This is a genomic window from Raineya orbicola (assembly GCF_002843425.1).
In the GTDB taxonomy this organism is placed as follows: domain Bacteria; phylum Bacteroidota; class Bacteroidia; order Cytophagales; family Thermonemataceae; genus Raineya; species Raineya orbicola.
Genome location: NZ_NKXO01000031.1, coordinates 1 through 18,699 on the forward strand (window position 1 = coordinate 1; position 18,699 = coordinate 18,699).

Annotated in this window: 15 protein-coding genes; 6 read left to right on the plus strand and 9 right to left on the minus strand. The window is 38.8% G+C overall.

The genetic code is table 11. The annotated features are described in order from the left end of the window. Positions 1-197 precede the first annotated feature (197 nt). The 4 genes from Rain11_RS09820 to Rain11_RS09835 all read left to right on the plus strand — a co-directional run bounded on the left by Rain11_RS09820 (position 198) and on the right by Rain11_RS09835 (position 9,175). On the plus strand, positions 198-3,248 hold the full coding sequence (locus Rain11_RS09820; protein WP_101359191.1) for a T9SS type A sorting domain-containing protein: 3,051 nt from the start codon (positions 198-200) through the stop codon (positions 3,246-3,248). Between the two features lie 18 nt (positions 3,249-3,266). Continuing rightward, a complete protein-coding gene (locus Rain11_RS09825; RefSeq protein ID WP_101359192.1) occupies positions 3,267-6,416 on the plus strand; it encodes an nSTAND1 domain-containing NTPase in 3,150 nt (1,049 codons plus the stop codon). Positions 6,417-6,572: 156 nt separating this feature from the next. Continuing rightward, positions 6,573-7,697 carry a porin family protein gene (locus Rain11_RS09830; protein WP_101359193.1) on the plus strand — a complete coding sequence of 375 codons (1,125 nt, stop codon included), beginning with the start codon at positions 6,573-6,575 and terminating at the stop codon, positions 7,695-7,697. A 158-nt stretch (positions 7,698-7,855) separates the two neighbouring features. Continuing rightward, entirely contained in the window at positions 7,856-9,175 is a 1,320-nt protein-coding gene (locus Rain11_RS09835; RefSeq protein WP_101359194.1) for a hypothetical protein, read from the plus strand. A 7-nt stretch (positions 9,176-9,182) separates the two neighbouring features. On the opposite strand, the gene Rain11_RS09840 is transcribed toward Rain11_RS09835, so the two are convergent. From Rain11_RS09840 to Rain11_RS09850, 3 genes are read right to left on the minus strand one after another with little or no spacing between them, the layout of a single operon-like run. Continuing rightward, on the minus strand, positions 9,183-10,262 hold the full coding sequence (locus tag Rain11_RS09840) for a type I restriction enzyme HsdR N-terminal domain-containing protein (protein WP_101359195.1): 1,080 nt from the start codon (positions 10,260-10,262) through the stop codon (positions 9,183-9,185). A 15-nt stretch (positions 10,263-10,277) separates the two neighbouring features. After that, positions 10,278-11,429, minus strand: a complete 1,152-nt coding sequence (locus tag Rain11_RS09845) for an aminotransferase class I/II-fold pyridoxal phosphate-dependent enzyme (protein ID WP_101359196.1) — start codon at positions 11,427-11,429, stop codon at positions 10,278-10,280. Positions 11,430-11,433: 4 nt separating this feature from the next. Then, positions 11,434-12,039 (minus strand): NifU family protein, encoded by a 606-nt coding sequence (locus tag Rain11_RS09850; protein WP_101359197.1) that lies wholly within the window; start codon positions 12,037-12,039, stop codon positions 11,434-11,436. A 188-nt stretch (positions 12,040-12,227) separates the two neighbouring features. Here Rain11_RS09850 and Rain11_RS09855 point away from each other — a divergent pair, with 188 nt between their 5' ends. Then, on the plus strand, positions 12,228-13,799 hold the full coding sequence (locus Rain11_RS09855; protein ID WP_101359198.1) for a hydroxymethylglutaryl-CoA reductase: 1,572 nt from the start codon (positions 12,228-12,230) through the stop codon (positions 13,797-13,799). A 64-nt stretch (positions 13,800-13,863) separates the two neighbouring features. Here the strand turns inward: Rain11_RS09855 and hemF are convergent, their stop codons facing one another. From hemF to Rain11_RS09885, 6 genes are all read right to left on the minus strand, one after another. Beyond that, entirely contained in the window at positions 13,864-14,787 is a 924-nt protein-coding gene (gene hemF, locus Rain11_RS09860; RefSeq protein WP_101359199.1) for an oxygen-dependent coproporphyrinogen oxidase, read from the minus strand. 78 nt (positions 14,788-14,865) lie between these two features. Next, entirely contained in the window at positions 14,866-15,747 is an 882-nt protein-coding gene (locus Rain11_RS09865) for a class I SAM-dependent methyltransferase (protein WP_101359200.1), read from the minus strand. Further along, entirely contained in the window at positions 15,741-16,388 is a 648-nt protein-coding gene (locus tag Rain11_RS09870; RefSeq protein WP_101359201.1) for a hypothetical protein, read from the minus strand. The genes Rain11_RS09865 and Rain11_RS09870 overlap by 7 nt, the downstream gene beginning before the upstream one ends. A gap of 23 nt (positions 16,389-16,411) precedes the next feature. Further along, positions 16,412-16,825 (minus strand): cytochrome c maturation protein CcmE domain-containing protein, encoded by a 414-nt coding sequence (locus Rain11_RS09875; RefSeq protein ID WP_101359202.1) that lies wholly within the window; start codon positions 16,823-16,825, stop codon positions 16,412-16,414. Positions 16,826-16,857: 32 nt separating this feature from the next. Then, positions 16,858-17,109: a CcmD family protein gene (locus tag Rain11_RS09880; RefSeq protein ID WP_101359203.1), complete on the minus strand. Its 252-nt coding sequence runs from the start codon at positions 17,107-17,109 to the stop codon at positions 16,858-16,860. A 62-nt stretch (positions 17,110-17,171) separates the two neighbouring features. Further along, entirely contained in the window at positions 17,172-17,360 is a 189-nt protein-coding gene (locus tag Rain11_RS09885; RefSeq protein ID WP_101359204.1) for a DUF5522 domain-containing protein, read from the minus strand. A gap of 87 nt (positions 17,361-17,447) precedes the next feature. Here Rain11_RS09885 and rocD point away from each other — a divergent pair, with 87 nt between their 5' ends. Beyond that, positions 17,448-18,683 carry an ornithine--oxo-acid transaminase gene (rocD, locus tag Rain11_RS09890; RefSeq protein WP_101359205.1) on the plus strand — a complete coding sequence of 412 codons (1,236 nt, stop codon included), beginning with the start codon at positions 17,448-17,450 and terminating at the stop codon, positions 18,681-18,683. Positions 18,684-18,699 lie beyond the last annotated feature (16 nt).

Genomic DNA, 18,699 nt, shown 5'->3' on the forward strand with positions numbered 1-18,699 from the left:
GTCAATTTGTGGTCTGGAATTATTGCCTACAAATTCCTAGATAAAAAGCCCACTATTAGAGATTTTCAAGAAAAAAATCTACTTACAAATTTTGAACTTTTTCAAGATATTGCCGCTTAACTCACGTTAAATTTAGGTATACCGACTCGCAAGGTTGTACAGGAGAAAGCCCTGTAAAACAATTTTTCTTAGACCCAATGCCAATACCTACTTTCACGGGTTTGCAAGCTAATTATTGCGAAGGAAATGCCACACTTAATCTCACTCCTTCTTTCAATATTACTGATGAAATTTTCAATCCTAACAATGGCTTTTTTGAGGTTTTAGATGCATCTAATAATGTAGTACGTATTTTTCCGAATGGAGTAAATACGCTAAATCTGAATAGCCCTCCTCTAACTCCTAATGATGGTTACCGAGTGAGATACACCTATCAAACAAATAGAGGTTGTACAGCTCAAAGCACTACACAAATTTTTAATATAAAGTCTCTACCTATTGTAACTTTTACAGGGATCAATGACGGAGATGAATTTTGCCGAAATGCACCTAACGTAACTTTACAGGGAGTTGTAAATGGTACTCCTAACTCGGGTGGGGTATTCAGAATTAGACGTGTATCACCTTCGCCTACTGCTTTTGAAAATTTATATGTAGATAGAACATTCCGACCTACACAGCCATTGCCTTCGCAGACAGGTTCTTCGCCAGGACTTTATGAGATAGAATACCGATTTAGTCAAGACTACCCAGGACCCATCTCTTGTGAAAATGTTACTTCCAAACAGGTGGTTATTCACGATTTACCTATACCAAACTTTGAGTTTCCTGCCGCTTATCAGACAAGTTCTACAACTGCTTCTATTTGTAGGGACCAAAATACTATTACGCTTATTCCTTCGGTAAATGGCTTACCTCCCACTATACCTATGAATGGAAGATTCAGGATAACTCGCATAGCACCCACACTGCAAGCTCCTTTTGATATGGCTTTTGGCTTGAATATCATAGATTTTGCTTCCCCGCAATTCAATATTCCTACTTTTACCACAGACGCTTATGTGTATGAAATTCAGTATTCTTACACAGATGCAAATACCTGTAACGATATTTCAACTCAAAAAACACTTACCGTAAATCCTAGTCCAACACTTACGCTTGCTAATATTCAAATCTCCAACCGATGTTTAGGCGAAACAACGCAATTTGTTGTTACCTCTCCGCTTCCTATTAGCACCTATGAATGGTCGGGAACTGAAATTTCTCTGACTACGACCACTTCCAATGCCTTTTCATTCGCTTATAGTTCTACGGGTACCAAAAACGTGACCCTTGTAGTAACCAATGCTCAGGGCTGTAAGCAAACGCTTAATTTCAGCATAGAAATTAAAAACAAACCTAATGCTAATTTTAACTTTATAGGTCAGTGTTTGGGTTCTCCTACGCAATTTACCGACCAAACAACCATTCTGCCCGGTGGCGACCCCATTGTAAGCTGGCTTTGGAATTTTGGGGATAGCAATACTTCTACCTTGCAAAATCCTACTCATACTTATACTGCCCCAGGCGTGTATAATGTTTCTCTTACCGTACAGACCAGCAGTAATCCCGATTTGAGCTGTCCTGTAACTATCAGCAAACAAATTACTATTTTTCCGCAGTATGTTGTAACTAATGCAAGCCCATACACCGAAAATTTTAATGTTACTAATGGCTCTTGGATTGTTGGAAAAACCAACCCTACTGCTCCTTCTTGGCAATGGGGTACAATGACAGCAACAGGTGGCAAAATCACTCCTACCGATGGGGCTTATTGGCGAACTTTCAAGGGGGTAAGCAATATTGAGCAATACAATGGCAATGAACAGTCGTTTTTAGAAACACCTTGCTTTGATATTAGCAACTTGGATAGACCTGTTATCAATTTTGATTATTGGGTAGATACTCGCCCCGACCAAGATGGTATTTCTGTACTTTACACTACCAATGATGGTATGTCTTGGAAACTTCTTGGAAACGTCAATCAAGGGTTAGAATGGTTCAATTCTGCGGGAATTACAGGCTTGCCCGGTACAGGAACACCTGGGCTCATCAACGGTACCGTAAGGGGCTGGTCAGGCGATACCCAAACTGCTTGGAAAACAGCACGCTTTATTCTTGACCAAGTAAAGCAAGAAGCGGGAGCAGGTGGAAGAGTACGTTTCCGTTTTGTACTTGGAAGCCTTAATTTTCCCATAGATAATACCGACAAATATGATGGTTTTGCCATTGATAATTTCCAAATTAAAAGCAGAAATCGCAGAATTTTACTTGAACATTTTACCAATGCAGGGGCTCCTAATGCAAGTGCCGAAGACGCTTTCATCAATAATATTGCTACGCTTCGTCCCGAAAGCGTTAATATTCGTTTTCATACCAGTTTTCCTAATGCCAATGACCCTCTGAATAAAGACAATACCGTAGACCCCAGTGCCAGAGCTTTTCATTATGGCATTTCTCAAACACCTCGTACTACTCGCGATGGGGCGGTGTTTCCTAATCTTTATTCTGTCATAGACCCTACATTGCTTGAATACGACAAACGCTCTTTGGTGCCTTCACCTTTTGAAATACAAGTAGTATTCGGCAATAATCCTCCTGAACTGCTGAATATAGGGGCAATTATCAGAGCAGTAGAAAACTTGAATAGACCTGTTTTGGTACAAATAGCTATTATAGAAAAAGAAGTACAAGGTAATGTAATTGGCTTGCCCGGAAATACTTACTACAATGTTGTAAAAAGACTTTTACCTGATGCGGCAGGTACGCGTATCAACACGAATTGGATAAAAAATGTTACACAAGCTACCATTAATCAATCGTACAACCCCACGAATTTCTATGACATCAATAAAATTGCTGTGGTAGTTTTTGTACAGGACGAGGAAACCAAAGAAATCTATCAAAGTATTTACATAGAACCTACAACCATACCTAGTGGCATTACTGCTTTGCACAACGATTTATCAGGTGCTATTACTCTTTATCCAAATCCAGCCCAAAATGTGGTATTCATAGAACTTCCCAATACGTTGAATGAGCTCAACTACGAGTTATTTGATGCTTTGGGTAAAAGCCTACTAACTGGAAAGGCAAAAATTGGTAAAAATGAGTTATCTACTCAAAACCTTTCCGAGGGAATGTACTTGCTCAAGTTTTACAACGAACAAGGAAAAGTGGGATACAAAAAATTTATTATTCAGCGATAGGCTAAACAAGAGGCTATTATGCAAGCAAGTATTTTAGAGAATTACACCGCTACCGAAACCGCATTTAATCCCTTTCCCGGTCTTAGACCTTTTACGATTGAAGAGAGTCATCTTTTCTTTGGGCGAGAAGGGCAAAGTGATGAAGTTTTGATGAAACTATACGAAAATCGCTTTGTTGCGGTGGTAGGTCCTTCGGGAAGTGGTAAGTCTTCGTTTATTTATTGCGGGGTAATCCCTATTCTCTATGGAGGCTTTGTGGCAAATAAAACCTCTAATTGGAATGTAGTAGTGGCTCGTCCGGGTGCTTCGCCTATTGAGAACTTGGCAGAAGCCATTTTCAAGAAAATGCACACGCAAGATTTGAATGAAGAAGACAAAATTATTCGTAAAAAAATTATTGCCACCTTACTGCGTAGTAGTTCTTTGGGGCTGATTGAAGTGATACTGAACACCCCTGAATTTTCTGAGCAAAATACGCTTATTCTCATTGACCAATTTGAAGAACTTTTCCGTTTTCGCAAACAAGATGATGCAGAGGCTATTAACGAGGCTCTCAATTTCGTAAATTTACTGATGGAAGCTATCAGGTACGAAGGTCTGCCTATTTATGTAGCAATTACGATGCGTTCTGATTTTATTGGGGAGTGTGCTTTTTTCCCCGATTTAACCAAAGCCATCAACAATAGCTACTATATGATACCACAAATGACACGCGAGCAGAAGCGTATGGCTATCATAGGACCTGTAGCAGTAGGCGGTGCTGAAATCACACCTCGCTTGGTACAACGCTTGCTGAATGACTTGGGCGATAATCCTGACCAACTACCCATTCTGCAACATTCACTAATGCGTACTTGGGATTATTGGATTAGGCATAAAGAGACAAATGAGCCCCTTGATGTACATCATTACGAAGCTATTGGCACAATGAAAGAAGCTCTTTCCTTACACGCCAATGAGGCTTATGATGAACTTACAGAAGCTCAAAAGCGAGTTTGTGAAAAACTTTTCAAAACTATTACAGAAAAAGGAGGAGACCAAAACCAAGGTATACGAAGACCCACTGCTCTCGGAGAAATTACGGCTATTATTGGAGCAAGACAAGAGGATATTATCACCGTTATTGATAAATTCAGAGAACCCGGACGCTCTCTTGTTACTCCTGCTTATGGTATTCCATTACACGCCAACTCTATTATTGATATTTCTCACGAAAGTTTGATGAGAATTTGGACGAGGCTCAAAAACTGGGTAGATGATGAAGCCGAAGCAGTGCAAATGTATCTCAGACTTTCGGAAGCTTCGGCTATGTACCAAGTAGGAAAGGCAGGTTTATGGAGACCTCCCGACTTGCAACTGGCTCTCAATTGGCGTGAAAAACATAAACCCACTTTGCTTTGGGCTCAAAGGCATAACCCCGCCTTTGAAAGAGCTATGGTTTTCTTGGATTATAGCCAAAAAGAGTACGAAGCCGAACAACGCATCAAGGAAATGTTACAAAAAAGAACCTTGAAGCGTACTCGTATGACTGCTATTATTTTAGGGCTTTTTACACTTGTAGCTATTGCTTTTTTGATTTACGCTTTGGCAAAAAGAGTGGAAGCAGACCAACAACGAGCCCGTGCCGAAGAGCAAAAATTGCTGGCTATTAAGCAAGAAAAATTAGCGAAAGAAAATGCCAAAGAGGCTATCAGACAAAAAGAAGAGGCTGAAAAAGCCCGTGAAGAAGCAGAAATACAAAAAAATCGTGCAGAAATAGCTAAAATTGAAGCAGAACAGCAAAGAGAAGAAGCTGAAAAGCAAAGAGAAATTGCCGAAAATCAAAGAAGAGAGGCTATCAAAGCCAAAGACGAAGCCAAAGCCAGTGAAGAGCGAGCCAAAGAAAATGCCAAAATCGCCGAAGAACGCCGCAAAGAAGCTGAAGCCGCTACCAAAGAAGCCAATCTGCAAAAAAATAGAGCTAAAAATCAGCGTTTGCTCTCTATTGCTCAAGCTATGGCTCTCAAATCCAAGCAACTTTCCGAAGACCCCGAGCTACAAGCCCTCAATGCTCAACAAGCCTACAAGTTTCATAGCGATAATGGCGGAAGCAAGTTCCACCCCGATATTTATCAAGGACTTTATTATGCTATCCGTACTTACGAAGGAGAAGATTTTAATAAGCTAAAAGGACATACAGATTTTGTCAGAGCTATTGTGCCAGCCCAAACGGGCAAGTACGTATATTCGGCAGGCAGTGCTGGTGAGGTGCTTCGCTTTGATTTGGAAAATACTAAAAAGCAGGGTGAAGTTATTACTAAAAATAGTTATGTCAATAAAACTATGGCTATCAGCTATGACGGGCAATTTCTGGCAGTAGCGGGTAATGCTAATAAAATTCAAATTTTTGATGTAAAAGGTGAAAGCAAACGCTTGCAAAATAATATTGTTTTACCGCCTGAAATATCTGTTTGGTTCTTGGCGTATCCTTCTCGCTCCAACGAAGGGCTGGCTATTCTGGCTTCCAATAAAAAGATTTATTTTTACAATGGGAGAGAAGTAAAAACAATCGGTTCGCCCAAAGAACAAGTTACTTGTTTGGCTATTACTGCCGATGGAAAGCATATCATCACAGGTGATGCCAAAGGACAAGTGATATTTTGGAATATTCAAAACAACGAAGAAAAAATCTTTCTGACCGATAATCAGCCCATATCTGCTCTACGCGTCAGTCATAATGGTAAATGGCTTGCTGTGGGTAACGAGCAAGGAAAATTACGCTTGTATAACTTACAAAAAGAGAATGCCAAACCTATCAACCTTTTCGGACATAGCAGGCAAATTACAGATATTGTTTTTAGCAATGATGATGCTCAAATGGCTTCAGCCAGTATGGACAAAACCGTCAGGGTTTGGAATATGAACAATCTCAATAGCGAGCCAATGGTATTCAATGACTACAACACTTGGGTTACTACGCTGAGTTTCAATGCAGATGGCTCTAAACTTATCGCAGGTACGCGTGATAAAGTGGTAAGATTTTGGTACACAGAAATCAGCAAGATGAGTGATTATCTATGTGGTAAAATCAAAAAGAATATGAGTGATGAAGAATGGAAACGCTATGTAGCTGATGATGATGATGTACCTTATGAAAAAACTTGTGGCGATTTACCTAAACGAGAGTAAAAATCCTGTAATTTTTTGATTTCAATTGAATGAATTGTAAGCAAAAAATAAAAATTTTTGAATGGTGGTAAATGTAATGGCTTTTGAACTTTTTTGAGCCTGCTGAATTTTTTGAGTCCAGATAACAAAGTTTTAACCCAAACAAGTCTAACACAAATGAATAAATATTATTGGCGATACTTACTACTATTAGGATTGTTTTTTACTGCTTGGCGGGTTTCGGCTCAGCAAGAGGGGCAGAGCGACTGCTCTATTAAATTGCAAGAAAGCGAGAACGCTTTTGATGATGGTTCTTTGAGTAATTCTATCTTGCTATTAAAAGATTGTTTGGAAAAAGGCGATTTTAATCAGGAAGAACGTGTAAGGGCATACAGGTTGCTTACTATTATCCATTTGTATCGTAATCAGGATAAAGAAGCAGAGGAATTTATGCACCAACTCCTGCGAACTAATCCTGAGTATCGCTTGCGTCCGAATGACCCCACTGAATTTGCAGAACTTTACAGGAAATTTCGTATTCGTCCTTATTTAATTGTTGGTGGTAATGCAGGGGCTAATCTCTCTCAAATCAGAGTAACACAACTTTTCAGCACAGATAACCCCGCTAATCAAGAGATGCTTTACACTAATTTACTTGGTTTTCAGTTCGGTGGAATTATCTCTCGTCCTATTACCAACTTTATAGAAATTTTATTACAGCCCAATCTCGTATCTTATCGTTATCGCTTTGAGGCACAATATTTTGGTTTTGCAAGACTGCTTGCTACTGAAGCTCAAACTCGCTTTGATTTGCCCCTCATTCTCAAATATAACTTCAAAAATAAGTATAATTTCAATTTACTTGGTGTCAATCCATATGTTATGGCAGGAGCAACGCCCCATTTTTTAATATCTGCTTCTTTGAATGCCCAACGCAACGACATCAATCAAGATGGGGACGTGGAGCGTTCTGTAGAGGGGAAAGCTATTTCAATGAAAGAGTTACGCAACTCTTTGACTTTTTCTGTTTTGGCTGGAATGGGCGTAGAATACAAAATAGGTTTAGGACATCTTTTTGTAGAATTGCGTTACCAAGCAGGTTTGAATAATATGGTAAAGTCAGTCAATCGTTATATTTTACAAGAAGAAATTGCTCGGTATGGTTTTTTAGATAACGACTACACTTTAAGTGCCATAATGCTTTCGCTTGGGTATAATTACCCTCTATACAACCCAAAAATTCAAAAAAGAAAGCTAAAAAAAGTTTCCGAAGATATAAAAATTGAAAATCTTGATAAATAAAATATTGTCTAATTTGAGTCAGTAATGAAACAAAATTGATTTTGGTAAGAAAAAGCCCAGAAGCACCCCCTTATTTCTTTGAGTTAAGGAGGGGTAAGGTAAAACCAAATAATTTTGAATATTGATAGATTTTGACAAAAAGCTGAAAACTTTCGTTTATGCAAAAAATATTACAAAAACTGCAAAATTTTTATCCTATAACTATTGTTTGGGGCTTTAGCTTTTTTCTGATGATCCCAATAGCTTGCAAATTTAAGCCCAAAGTAAATCTTGACAATTCAGGAACATTTTACAAAATGTTAGGGGCTTTTGAAGGTGCAGAAGCCTATGATGTAGTTGAAAACTCTGATGGAACTTTGCTCGTTGCGGGTTCTGTGAATGTCAAAGATTTTGCTGATGATGGAAGTGAGTTTATTCGCACTATTGGCTATTTAGCCAAAACAGATGCTTTTGGAAATCTTTTGTGGGAAAAAAAACTAAATGCCAGAGCCGCCAAAGCCATTTACCCCGCAAGTTCGGGAGGCTGGTATGTAGGCATTGATAGCTCTTTTCAGGTAGGAAATACTTCTTATACCAACTTTGCTTTGATGAAAATAGATAATGATGGAAATGTGCAGTGGGCAAAGAAATATCCTAATAACACTCGTTTTGAAAGGCTCAAAGGGATAGTCGTTTTTGAAGATATTGGTAATATTTATTTGTTTGGCGATTTTTCAGTTGCAGAAAATACTACGCAGGCAAAAATTTATTTAATAATCACTGACATAAATGGAAATTTTATCAATCAAAGCGAGTATGGGACTTTCGGCGTGGTAACACCAACAACGCCCGGTCCTAATCTTATTGGAAATGCTATGAGTGATAAATTCAGTAATAACTACCAAATCCTTGTTAGTGGTACTACGGAGTTTTCGGGAGATAAAAAATTGGACATTAGAGTATTAAGAATGAGATTTACAGGCGGTAGTTTAGTTGCTACTGCTGATTTGACTAACTTGTTTGGTGGAATAGGGGACGATTTCGGTGAGCAGGTAATAACCACATCAGATAAAAACTTGCTTATTACTGGAACTATCAGTGCAGGAGAAAATGGAGGTAAAGATATATATGTGTCTAAAATTAGAGTTGTCAGAGAATTTGGCGATATATGGTCAGGCTGGGATATAGAGTGGGAAAAAAACCTAGGTGGAGGTGGAGATGACGAAGGTAAAACTATTACCCAAATGGACAATGGGGAATTTTTAGTAGCAGGAAACGTAGCTACCATAGGAAATGCAAAAGACATTTTACTCTATAAACTTGATTTTTTTGGCAATGTAGTTTGGGAAAAGCAATTCGGTGGAACAAAAGACGATAAAGCACGCCGCATCAAGCAACTCGCCAATGGCGATATACTGATTTTAGGAACAATTGGTTTTGAGCAAGTAAATATGATTGCCCTTATCAGAACTGATAGAAATGGAAATTTAGTGAGATAAAAGTCTCTTACCGAATAGAAGCATACCATTTCAATATTTCAGCTACTAAAAGCGTAGCAATTGCTTGTACTCCTAAAATCACCCAAGAAGGAGTAAGATATTCCCAAATTCTTTCAGGGCGAGCATACAGACGAAAATGAGCAAAAGACCACCAACAATGCCATTCTGATGCACAAGGTTTGCAACCGTAGCAGTATTTTGTATCATAATCAAAAAAAAGTTTAAGCCAAAAATACGCAGGCACAAGCACCAAAATAGTGGCTATTAGCACCCAATTATTTCTTTGTTTGGCTTTTTCGTGAGCTTTGGAAGCCGAAAGCAAATCATCGGGAATAACACTATGCCTGACTATCCAAACTCCTACAAGCGTTGCAATGCTGGCACTGATGTAAAAAAGATGCTCAAAAGTCCAAGATTTTTGAAGCCATTTTTGCTCCATTGCGTAAGGGGTGAGCCAAGTAATATTTGCCCAACTTGCTAGCCAATTACACCAAGCAAAAATCACTAAAAACAACAACAAACGTGCAAACCAACGTTTGCGAAGCGTAGGAGCAAAAAATTCTGCATAAATATCCTTGAAAAAGCCCCAAACGCTTTGTCCTGCTTCATAGATTTTGTACCAAAGTTGCTTTGAAAATCCAAATTTGGGCAAATCGTTCAGTTCGTAGCGTTTGCGACCTTGTGAGCTATGCTCGGACTTGAAAAAAATTTCACGCCTGCCCGAAGTTACCCAAATGTAAGGAGCATACAGATGATTATCATACGAAAAAGCCTGTTCTATGGCTTCCTCAAAGGTACTTTCGCCGATACTGCTTTTTTTACACTCTACAATACAAAAAGGTTTTTGCGTATCGTCTAAAATGAGAATATCTACTCTTTTGTAGCTTGAACCCATTTTTACGGGGTATTCAAAGGCTATTCTTTCGGCGGGATAGCGGTAATGGTATAAAATTTTTGCATATATTTCGGCTCTTACTTGCTCTTCGGGGGTAAGTGGAAAGCCTACACCGCTAGCAGAATAAAAAATTTCGTTATTGTAAAAACGGACAGTTCCTTCTTTTTGTGCTTGCGAAAGATAATTGTTCATTGATTTCCGATAGACTTATATTTCCTTTGCCAAAATAAGTATATTTCGGCAAAGTTCTGCAATTTCTTGCTCTGTATTGAAAGCGTGCAGGCAGATGCGAATAATCTCTTCGCCTGCTTTTACCGTAGGCGAAAGAACAGGACGCACATCAAAGCCTTTTTCTTGCAGTTTTTGGGCAAAAAGTTTGGTTCTTTCGTTGCCGCCAATTTTGAGAATTTGAATAGGCGTAAAACTTTCTTTAAGTTGAATATGGGATAAATTTTGCAGAGCAGTCTTGAAAAGGGTAATTTTTTGGTACAAATTTTCTTGTAAATAGATGTTTTCGGCAATATGCTCAAAGGCTTTGCGTATATGTATGTAACTATGTAAGGGTAGGGCAGTGGTATAGATGAAAGCTCTTGCAAAATTGATAAGATACTCTATGAGTATTTTTGAACCTGTTATGCAAGCTCCGTGTCCGCCGATGGCTTTGCCAAAGGTGTAAATTCTTGCAAAAATATCTTGATGTAGATTTTGGCTAATGCAATATCCTTCGCCCTGCTTGCCGTAAATGCCTGTGCTATGGGCTTCATCTACAATCAAATAAGCCCCATATTGCTTGCATAAGTTAATGATTTCGGGCAAAGGGGCTATGTCGCCGTCCATAGAATACACGCTTTCTACTACCACAAAAATATGGCTATGTGGTTTTTCTTGGAATTTTTGAAGTTTTTTTTCTAAATCTTCTAAATCGCTATGCCGAAAGTAATAGCTTTGAGCAAGGCTTAGGTTTTTACCTTCGCGAAGGCTGGCGTGAATGAGTTCATCACAAAGAATAACATCATTTTTTTGAGGAATAGTGGCTAAAATAGCCGTATTGAGCTGATAACCAGAATTGAAAATCAAACAGGCTTCCGCTTGAAAAATTTTGGCTAAAAAGGTTTCCAGTTCCAATACGTAAGGGTGAGTACCCGAAAGCAAACGAGAGCCTGTTGCTCCTAAATGCGGTTGAGGTAGTTTTTGGAGTTCTTTTTCAATGTTTATTTGCAAAATTTCATTGCGGGCTAGTCCCAAATAATCGTTAGAGCTAAAATCAACGAGGGAACTTTGAGGTTTTAATGCCCGAAAGTTCCCTTCTTGTTTGCGTTTTTGAAGTTTTTCGTGGAGTGTTTCTAAAAGTTGGTTCATACTTTTACATACTTTCTGCTACCACTTCTTGCACTTGTGGAATCATACGTTTCAAGAGGTTTTCTATACCAGATTTTAGTGTAATGGTTGAAGAAGGACAGCCACTGCAAGAGCCTTTCAAAGTTAGTGTTACTTTACCTGTGGTTTCATCAAAACTATGAAAATGAATAGCACCGCCATCGGTTTCTACGGCGGGTTTTACGTATTCTTCTAATACTTTCTTGATTTGTTTTACGACTTCGGTATCATTTTCACTTGCTTGCAAATTAGCATTTTCTTGCAAAAGTTCTACGCTAAAAATAGGCTTTTCTTGCTCCAAATACTCTTGAATGTGCAATTTGACTTCGCGAGCTATGTCCAGCCAATCGTAACCTTCTTTTTTAGTTACGGTAATAAAGTTATTCATTACGAAAACTCTTTCTACAAATGGGAATTTTTCAAAAAGTTCGGTGGCAAGTGGGGATTTTTCGGCAGTGGTGCGGTCGGGGAAATCAAAACTTTCGTTTTCAGGCGTAAGCATATAATTAAGGACAAACTTCAAAGAAGCGGGGTTAGGACTTGCCTCCGTATAAACGTTCAGATAACGTTTGGGCTTTACTACTTGTTCCATAACTTAAAAGTTCAAAGGTTAAGGATTGAAATTATTGCATTGTACTATTTCATAACCATTTTACCTGTCAATCTGTTCCTTATCGGTACATTTTTTAGCAAAATTTCGCTAATTTTTTTTGGTAATTCTAAAAAAATGCTTAAAATGCGATTGAGTAATGTAAGTTTTAACGTTAAATTTGAAAAGTTATGAATTTCATTCCCAGTATGCTATTAAAGCAACTCTACACACGTGGCAGTTTGCGTAACGCAAGCGATGGAGTTGTATTTTCGGTGAAAAATCGTTTGAGCGATGCCAAGCTCGTAGCCTTGAAAAAGGTTGAAATAGGCGACAAAAACATTCCTCTGAAAGATGTATTTGTAGATTTAGGTGATAATCGTATTCTTGCCGCCGAGCAAATTTCAGAAAGCAATCCCATTGAGTTTCCCCTGCGTAGAGCTATTAACGTTATTACCAAACAAGCTCCTTTACCCGAAGGGAAATACAAGGTGAAGATAGAATTTAAGGCGAGTCCTTTTGGTAACTTGGAAATTAAGGTAGAAGATGCTATTGCGAAAGAGGATACGAACATAGCGAAAATTCCTCGCAATGATTTGGACGATTATTCAGAAGATGCTATCAAAGCAAGGCATAAGTTTATCAATGAATTTGTAAAAAAGAATGTAAATCCTGATTTTGAGGGGGTAAATCACATTACCAAATATTCTTTTGACCCTCATATTACACAAGGTAACTGCGAGCATTTTGTAGGGGTTGCCCAAGTACCGATGGGTATTGCAGGACCTCTCAAAATCAATGGCGAACACGCCAAAGGTGAATTTCTGATACCACTGGCTACTGCAGAAGGAACACTCGTAGCCTCCTACAATCGTGGTATGAAGGTTATCAATTTGAGTGGCGGGGCAACTTGTACCGTCATTGGCGATGCTATGCAAAGGGCACCTGTTTTTGTGTTTGAAAATGCTCGTGAGGCTCGTGAATTTGAAAAATGGGTACAAGCGAATTTCAAAAAAATCGCAGAGGAAGCCGAAGCTACTTCCAGTGTCGCTAAATTGCAATACATTGATAGCTATCTTTCCAATAAGTTTGCTTATTTGCGTTTCAATTACTCCACAGGTGATGCCGCAGGGCAAAATATGGTGGGACGTGCTACTTTTGCCGCTTGCAGTTGGATTTTAGATGCTTATCCACAAGGTAAAATCAAAAACTTTTACTTAGAGTCTAATTTTGCTACGGATAAAAAAGCATCGCAAATCAACGTGATGCGTACGCGTGGAAAGCGTGTAGTAGCAGAATGTACTATCAAGCGGGAAGTACTTACACAAATTATGCGTGTAGAACCCGAACAATTGGTGTATCATTATCACGTTGCCAACGTGGGGGCAATTCTTTCAGGAGCTAATAATAACGGCTTACATTCTGCTAATGGTATTACGGCAATGTTTATTGCCACAGGGCAAGATGTAGCCAATGTTTCAGAGTCTTCTGCGGGTATTATGTACTCCGAACTTACTCCCGAAGGCGATTTGTATATGAATATCACTATTCCTTCGCTGATTGTTGCTACTCACGGAGGAGGTATCAAACTGGCTACGCAAAATGAATGTTTGCGTATGCTTGGTTGCGTGGGGCGTGGCTCTGTGAATAAATTTGCTGAAATTGTAGCAGGAGTGGTGCTGGCAGGGGAAATTTCGTTGGCTTCTGCGATTTCTTCTTCCGATTGGGTTTCAAGCCACGAACAATACGGCAGAAATAGGTAGCGGAAAGTTTGGGATTTGAATTTTTTAGGGCGAAGCCCTCGCTTTGCGAGGGCTTCGCCCTGTACTATAACCAATTTATTCCTTTTTTCAGCAGAGCAAGTGTTTCAGCTTCTTTGGAATGAGGTTCGGGAGTGAAGCAATAATGCCATTCGGCTTGTTTGGGCAAGCTCATCAAAATAGATTCTATTCTGCCATTAGTCTCCAAGCCAAATTTTGTACCTACATCATACACCAAGTTAAATTCAACGTAACGCCCTCTGCGGATAAGTTGCCATTGTTTTTCTTTTTCGCCAAATGGTAAATTTTTATTTTTGGCAATCAAGTGGCTGTAAATAGGAGCAAAACTTTTACCGACTTCAAGCACAAAATCAAATAGTTTTTCTTTGCTAATTTCTTCATTTTCTTGCAATCTATCAAAGAAAATACCACCAATGCCACGTGTTTCGTTGCGGTGTTTGATGAAAAAATAATCATCTGCCCACTGCTTGAAACGAGGATAAAAATCGGGGTGATACTTATCGCAAACTTCTTTGAGTTTTTGATGAAAAAAGCGAGCATCATCTTTATCAATATAATGTGGCGTAAGGTCAATGCCGCCACCAAACCAATAAATGAGCTTGTTGTCGGCGGTCTGTACTTCAAAATAACGCACATTCATATGAATAATAGGCACCATAGGGCTTTCGGGGTGCATTACAATGGAAACCCCTGTGGCAAGAAATTCACCTTCGGGCATTTGCAATTTGCTTGCCATTTGCGGAGTAGGTGTGCCAAATACTTTGGAAAAATTTACCCCTGCTTTTTCCAAAACATTTCCATTTTGTAAAATTCGTGTCAATCCGCCACCGCCTTCGGCTCTTTGCCATTCATCTTTGGAAAAAATCCCTTTGCCATCAGCTTTTTCTATGGCAGAACAAATCTCGCTTTGCAACTGCTGAAAGGCAGTTACTACTTCATCTTGAAAGGTTTTATTTTGTGAAGATACCATAAAGAATTTCATTTTTTGAGCAATTTAGGCGTTCAAAAGAAACAAGACCTTGACTTTTATCAATGCTACTAATGATTTTCATTGCAGTTTTATCACATAAATCAAACTAGAAGTATTTTGCTTGCCTGCTTTCCAGTTAGAAAGAAAACCCTGCCAAAAAGCCCTTACAAATTGCGTTTTGCCTGTTTGATAAAGGATACTCATCAAACTAATGTAATAAGCATCAAAAGGCATTGGCAAAATTTCTTGAATTTGCAAATGATGCTTTTGGCAAAGGGCTTGCATATCGTTTTTGCTAAAATGCCAAAGATGCCGAGGTACATCATACGCCGCCCAAAAAGCTCCAAATACTTGGGCATCATAGCTGTCACGATTGGGTACGGCTACTATGAGCTTTCCCGTAGGTTTGAGCAATGATTTAAGAGCAGAAAGAGTTTCGTTGAGGTCAGGAATATGCTCTAAAACGTGCCAAAGTGTGATAATATCAAATTGCGTGTTTTTGATTTCTTGCAAAGAAGCGAAAATAGGCTTATTGGTATTGTTGGAGGCTATTTTGCGGGCATTCTCATCGGGTTCAACGCCTTCGGCTTGCCAACCTGCTTGCAAGCAAGTTTTAAGAAAATAGCCCGTTCCACAGCCAAAATCTAAAACGCTACCTTTCTGAAAATGATTGATTTTTTCAATAAGACGTAATTTGCGTTTCAGGGTAATTTTTCTTACCCAATGATACATTTTATTGATAAGCCCTTTTTGTGTATCGGAGTGAGAAACGTAGCTTTCAGATTTGTAATAATTACCCAAAAATTTTTGCAAAGGACGAGGCGAAGTAACCACAAAACCACAATTGGAGCATTTTTGCAAGCTGAATGTTTCGCCACTTACGGTGTAATCTTTGCAAGTAAGAAAAGCCTCAAAGGAAGTATTTTCGCAAATAGGGCAGACCTCAATATTTTCTAACATAAACGCACTAAAAGGAGATATACAACTAATCCGACTAAAAATGCTATCAGAAGCCCCCAAAAAATAAAACTGCCCGCCAAAGAAATGCCTAAAAGAGCCAAAATCCCCCAATAAATCAGAAAGCTAATCGCTCCGCTAATAAAAATGAAGGTTATCAGTCCTACAACTCCGCCCAAAATAAAAGCCGTAATAATTGCAAAAAGCGGCACAATGTAAATAACATACAAAATTATAGCAAAAGCACTTTTAGGGGGCTTGGTAAGTTCAAAAAGTTCTACGCCCAACGAAATTAGTTGTAAAGGTTCTTTCAAAAAACAGCCTAAACGCTGAAAAAATGGTTTTTGTTTGGGTAAGCTATCAGTGGCTTGTACAACCTTTCCGAGTTTGAGATTTTTTTTTAGCCTTGTATATTGGAAACTTGGAGAAATTTGTGAAAGCTCTTTTTTATCAATTATTTCTGACTTTTTTTGAATAGCATTTACATAATAAACATTGTTTGTTTTTGATATTTCTGCATTTAATTTAGGCTCTGCCCGTAGCTCTTCCGAAATATCCATTCTAATTTGTGCTTCGGGATTTTGGGCTTTTGCAAATGAAAAAACCAGAAAAAAAATCAAAGGAATGATAGTTTGTTGTTTCATTGTGTAAAACTATTGGCAAAGATTTATATTTTTTTCTGCTCGCCTTCGTATTTAGAAGGGCATTTCATCAGGATTTGCTTGGCAATAAACTTTTTTTCTTTGTTGTAAGAGCCGATGATTACGATTTGTTCGGAACGCTCAAAATCTTGCGGTTTGGCATCATTGTAATATACTTTTTCCTTAACTCCCTTGTTATCAATCATTTCAAAAATAAATAAATTCGGATTGAGCCGAGGCTCATACTGCATACCTACTACTTTGCCCGAATTATCTTTGGGGAGCGTTCCTACAATATGCAAACTTTTATCTTTTCCTTTGTTGTACATTTCTTGAGCCGTAGCGAAATCTACATACTCCGTAACACTACCCATAGAGCTTATCAGCACTCCTACGGCGATGGCAATAACTACAATAGCAACTATATGTGTGGGTTTCATTTTTTTAGCTTTTTAGTTAGGTACTGAAAAAATTATTGCTTTTTTTCTTGCGAAAGTGAATTGTTTTCACCGAAAATTTGCTTTTCCAGCTTTTGCGTTTTTCTATCCAAATAAATCACATATCCCAAAAGTCCTATCATCACGATAGCAAGCACGGCTACTACAACATAAAATTTACTTTCGGTGCGGAAAAATTTTTCTATGTTGTTTTCATTGCTTTGAGCAAAAAGATTTCCACAAGCAAGCAAAAACGTAAATATAAGGCTGAAAATACGTTGTTTCATTGTTTTTTGATTGAAATTTCTGCAAAGTTACAACAAAAACCCTCAAAAATCAATGATTTCCGTCAAGGTTTTTCATTTTGTTTTTTGAAACCATAAGGACAATGTTTGCAACCGCTCTGGCAACAATACCCCCGTTTGAGATGATATTTTTCCGTAAAAACCATAAGTCCTTGTTCGTTGTAGTAGTAGTCGTCTGCTTCAAGCGTAGGTAGATTGTTTGTTTTTTTCTTTCCGAAGTATGAAAACTCCATAATTTTTGATAATTTTGCAAAAATATCAGTGTAACTCGTTTCAAACTTTCTTAATGAACATAATGTAATACCAAAAAGTTTAATTTTATGACAACTACCACGCTCATTTCAACGCAAGAGGCTATCGCATTAGAGGAACGTTATGGAGCTCACAACTATCACCCCATTCCTGTGGTACTGGCACGCGGGGAAGGCATTTTTCTTTGGGACGTTGAGGGCAAAAAATATTTTGATTTTCTTTCAGCATATAGTGCTGTCAATCAGGGGCATTGCCACCCTCGTATTATATCAGCTCTTATTGAACAGGCTCAAACGCTTACGCTTACTTCAAGGGCTTTTCATAACGATAAATTGGGCTTGTGTGAAAAGTATATGGCAGAGTATTTCGGCTACGATAAAGTGCTAATGATGAACTCAGGAGCCGAAGCCAACGAAACTGCTCTCAAACTTGCTCGTAAGTGGGGCTATCAGAAAAAAGGTATTCCTGAAAATCAGGCGGTTATTGTAGCCGTACAACGCAATTTCCACGGCAGAACACTTGCAATTGTTTCGGCTTCTACCGATAAAACAGCTACTCGCGATTTTGGTCCTTTTATGCCCGGTTATCAGATTATTCCTTACAACGATACCGAGGCTTTGGAAAAAGCCCTTCAAAATCCGAATGTATGCGGCTTTTGGGTAGAACCTATTCAAGGCGAGGCAGGCGTGTTTGTGCCTGATGAAGGCTATCTTGCCAAATCTGCCGAACTTTGCAAAAAATACAACGTACTACTAATGATAGACGAAGTACAAACAGGTATGGGCAGAACAGGCAAATTGCTTGCTTCACATCACGAAAATGTGCGTCCTGATATACTTATTTTGGGCAAAGCTCTTTCTGGCGGGGTGTATCCTATTTCGGCGGTGCTCGCTGATGATGAAGTAATGCTTTGCATAAAACCGGGCGAACACGGCTCTACTTTCGGCGGAAATCCGCTGGCTTGTGCCATAGCAATGACTGCCTTGCAGGTTATTAAAGATGAAAAACTACCCGAAAATGCCGAAAAAATGGGTATCATCTTCCGCAAGCGTATGCAAGAACTGATGCAACGTTACCCCGAAAAAATTAGTGCTGTACGGGGCAAAGGGCTTCTCAATGCAGTAGATATCAAAGAAAAAGACGGCAAAACCGCTTGGGATTTGTGCATCTTGATGAAAGAAAAAGGTGTCCTTGCCAAACCCACTCACGGCGATAAAATTCGCTTTGCTCCTCCGCTCATTATCAATGAAGAGCAAATGAATGAGGCTTGCGATATTATTGCCGAAGCAGTAGCAGAATATTGAAATTAAACAATCCTTG

What these genes read in the sequence shown, in the direction of transcription:
- Rain11_RS09820 (WP_101359191.1), top strand. Translation starts at nt 198, where the DNA reads ATGCCAATACCTACTTTCACGGGTTTGCAAGCTAATTATTGCGAAGGA.
- Rain11_RS09825 (WP_101359192.1), top strand. Translation starts at nt 3,267, where the DNA reads ATGCAAGCAAGTATTTTAGAGAATTACACCGCTACCGAAACCGCATTT.
- Rain11_RS09830 (WP_101359193.1), top strand. Translation starts at nt 6,573, where the DNA reads ATGAATAAATATTATTGGCGATACTTACTACTATTAGGATTGTTTTTT.
- Rain11_RS09835 (WP_101359194.1), top strand. Translation starts at nt 7,856, where the DNA reads ATGCAAAAAATATTACAAAAACTGCAAAATTTTTATCCTATAACTATT.
- Rain11_RS09840 (WP_101359195.1), bottom strand. Translation starts at nt 10,262, where the DNA reads ATGAACAATTATCTTTCGCAAGCACAAAAAGAAGGAACTGTCCGTTTT.
- Rain11_RS09845 (WP_101359196.1), bottom strand. Translation starts at nt 11,429, where the DNA reads ATGAACCAACTTTTAGAAACACTCCACGAAAAACTTCAAAAACGCAAA.
- Rain11_RS09850 (WP_101359197.1), bottom strand. Translation starts at nt 12,039, where the DNA reads ATGGAACAAGTAGTAAAGCCCAAACGTTATCTGAACGTTTATACGGAG.
- Rain11_RS09855 (WP_101359198.1), top strand. Translation starts at nt 12,228, where the DNA reads ATGAATTTCATTCCCAGTATGCTATTAAAGCAACTCTACACACGTGGC.
- hemF (WP_101359199.1), bottom strand. Translation starts at nt 14,787, where the DNA reads ATGGTATCTTCACAAAATAAAACCTTTCAAGATGAAGTAGTAACTGCC.
- Rain11_RS09865 (WP_101359200.1), bottom strand. Translation starts at nt 15,747, where the DNA reads ATGTTAGAAAATATTGAGGTCTGCCCTATTTGCGAAAATACTTCCTTT.
- Rain11_RS09870 (WP_101359201.1), bottom strand. Translation starts at nt 16,388, where the DNA reads ATGAAACAACAAACTATCATTCCTTTGATTTTTTTTCTGGTTTTTTCA.
- Rain11_RS09875 (WP_101359202.1), bottom strand. Translation starts at nt 16,825, where the DNA reads ATGAAACCCACACATATAGTTGCTATTGTAGTTATTGCCATCGCCGTA.
- Rain11_RS09880 (WP_101359203.1), bottom strand. Translation starts at nt 17,109, where the DNA reads ATGAAACAACGTATTTTCAGCCTTATATTTACGTTTTTGCTTGCTTGT.
- Rain11_RS09885 (WP_101359204.1), bottom strand. Translation starts at nt 17,360, where the DNA reads ATGGAGTTTTCATACTTCGGAAAGAAAAAAACAAACAATCTACCTACG.
- rocD (WP_101359205.1), top strand. Translation starts at nt 17,448, where the DNA reads ATGACAACTACCACGCTCATTTCAACGCAAGAGGCTATCGCATTAGAG.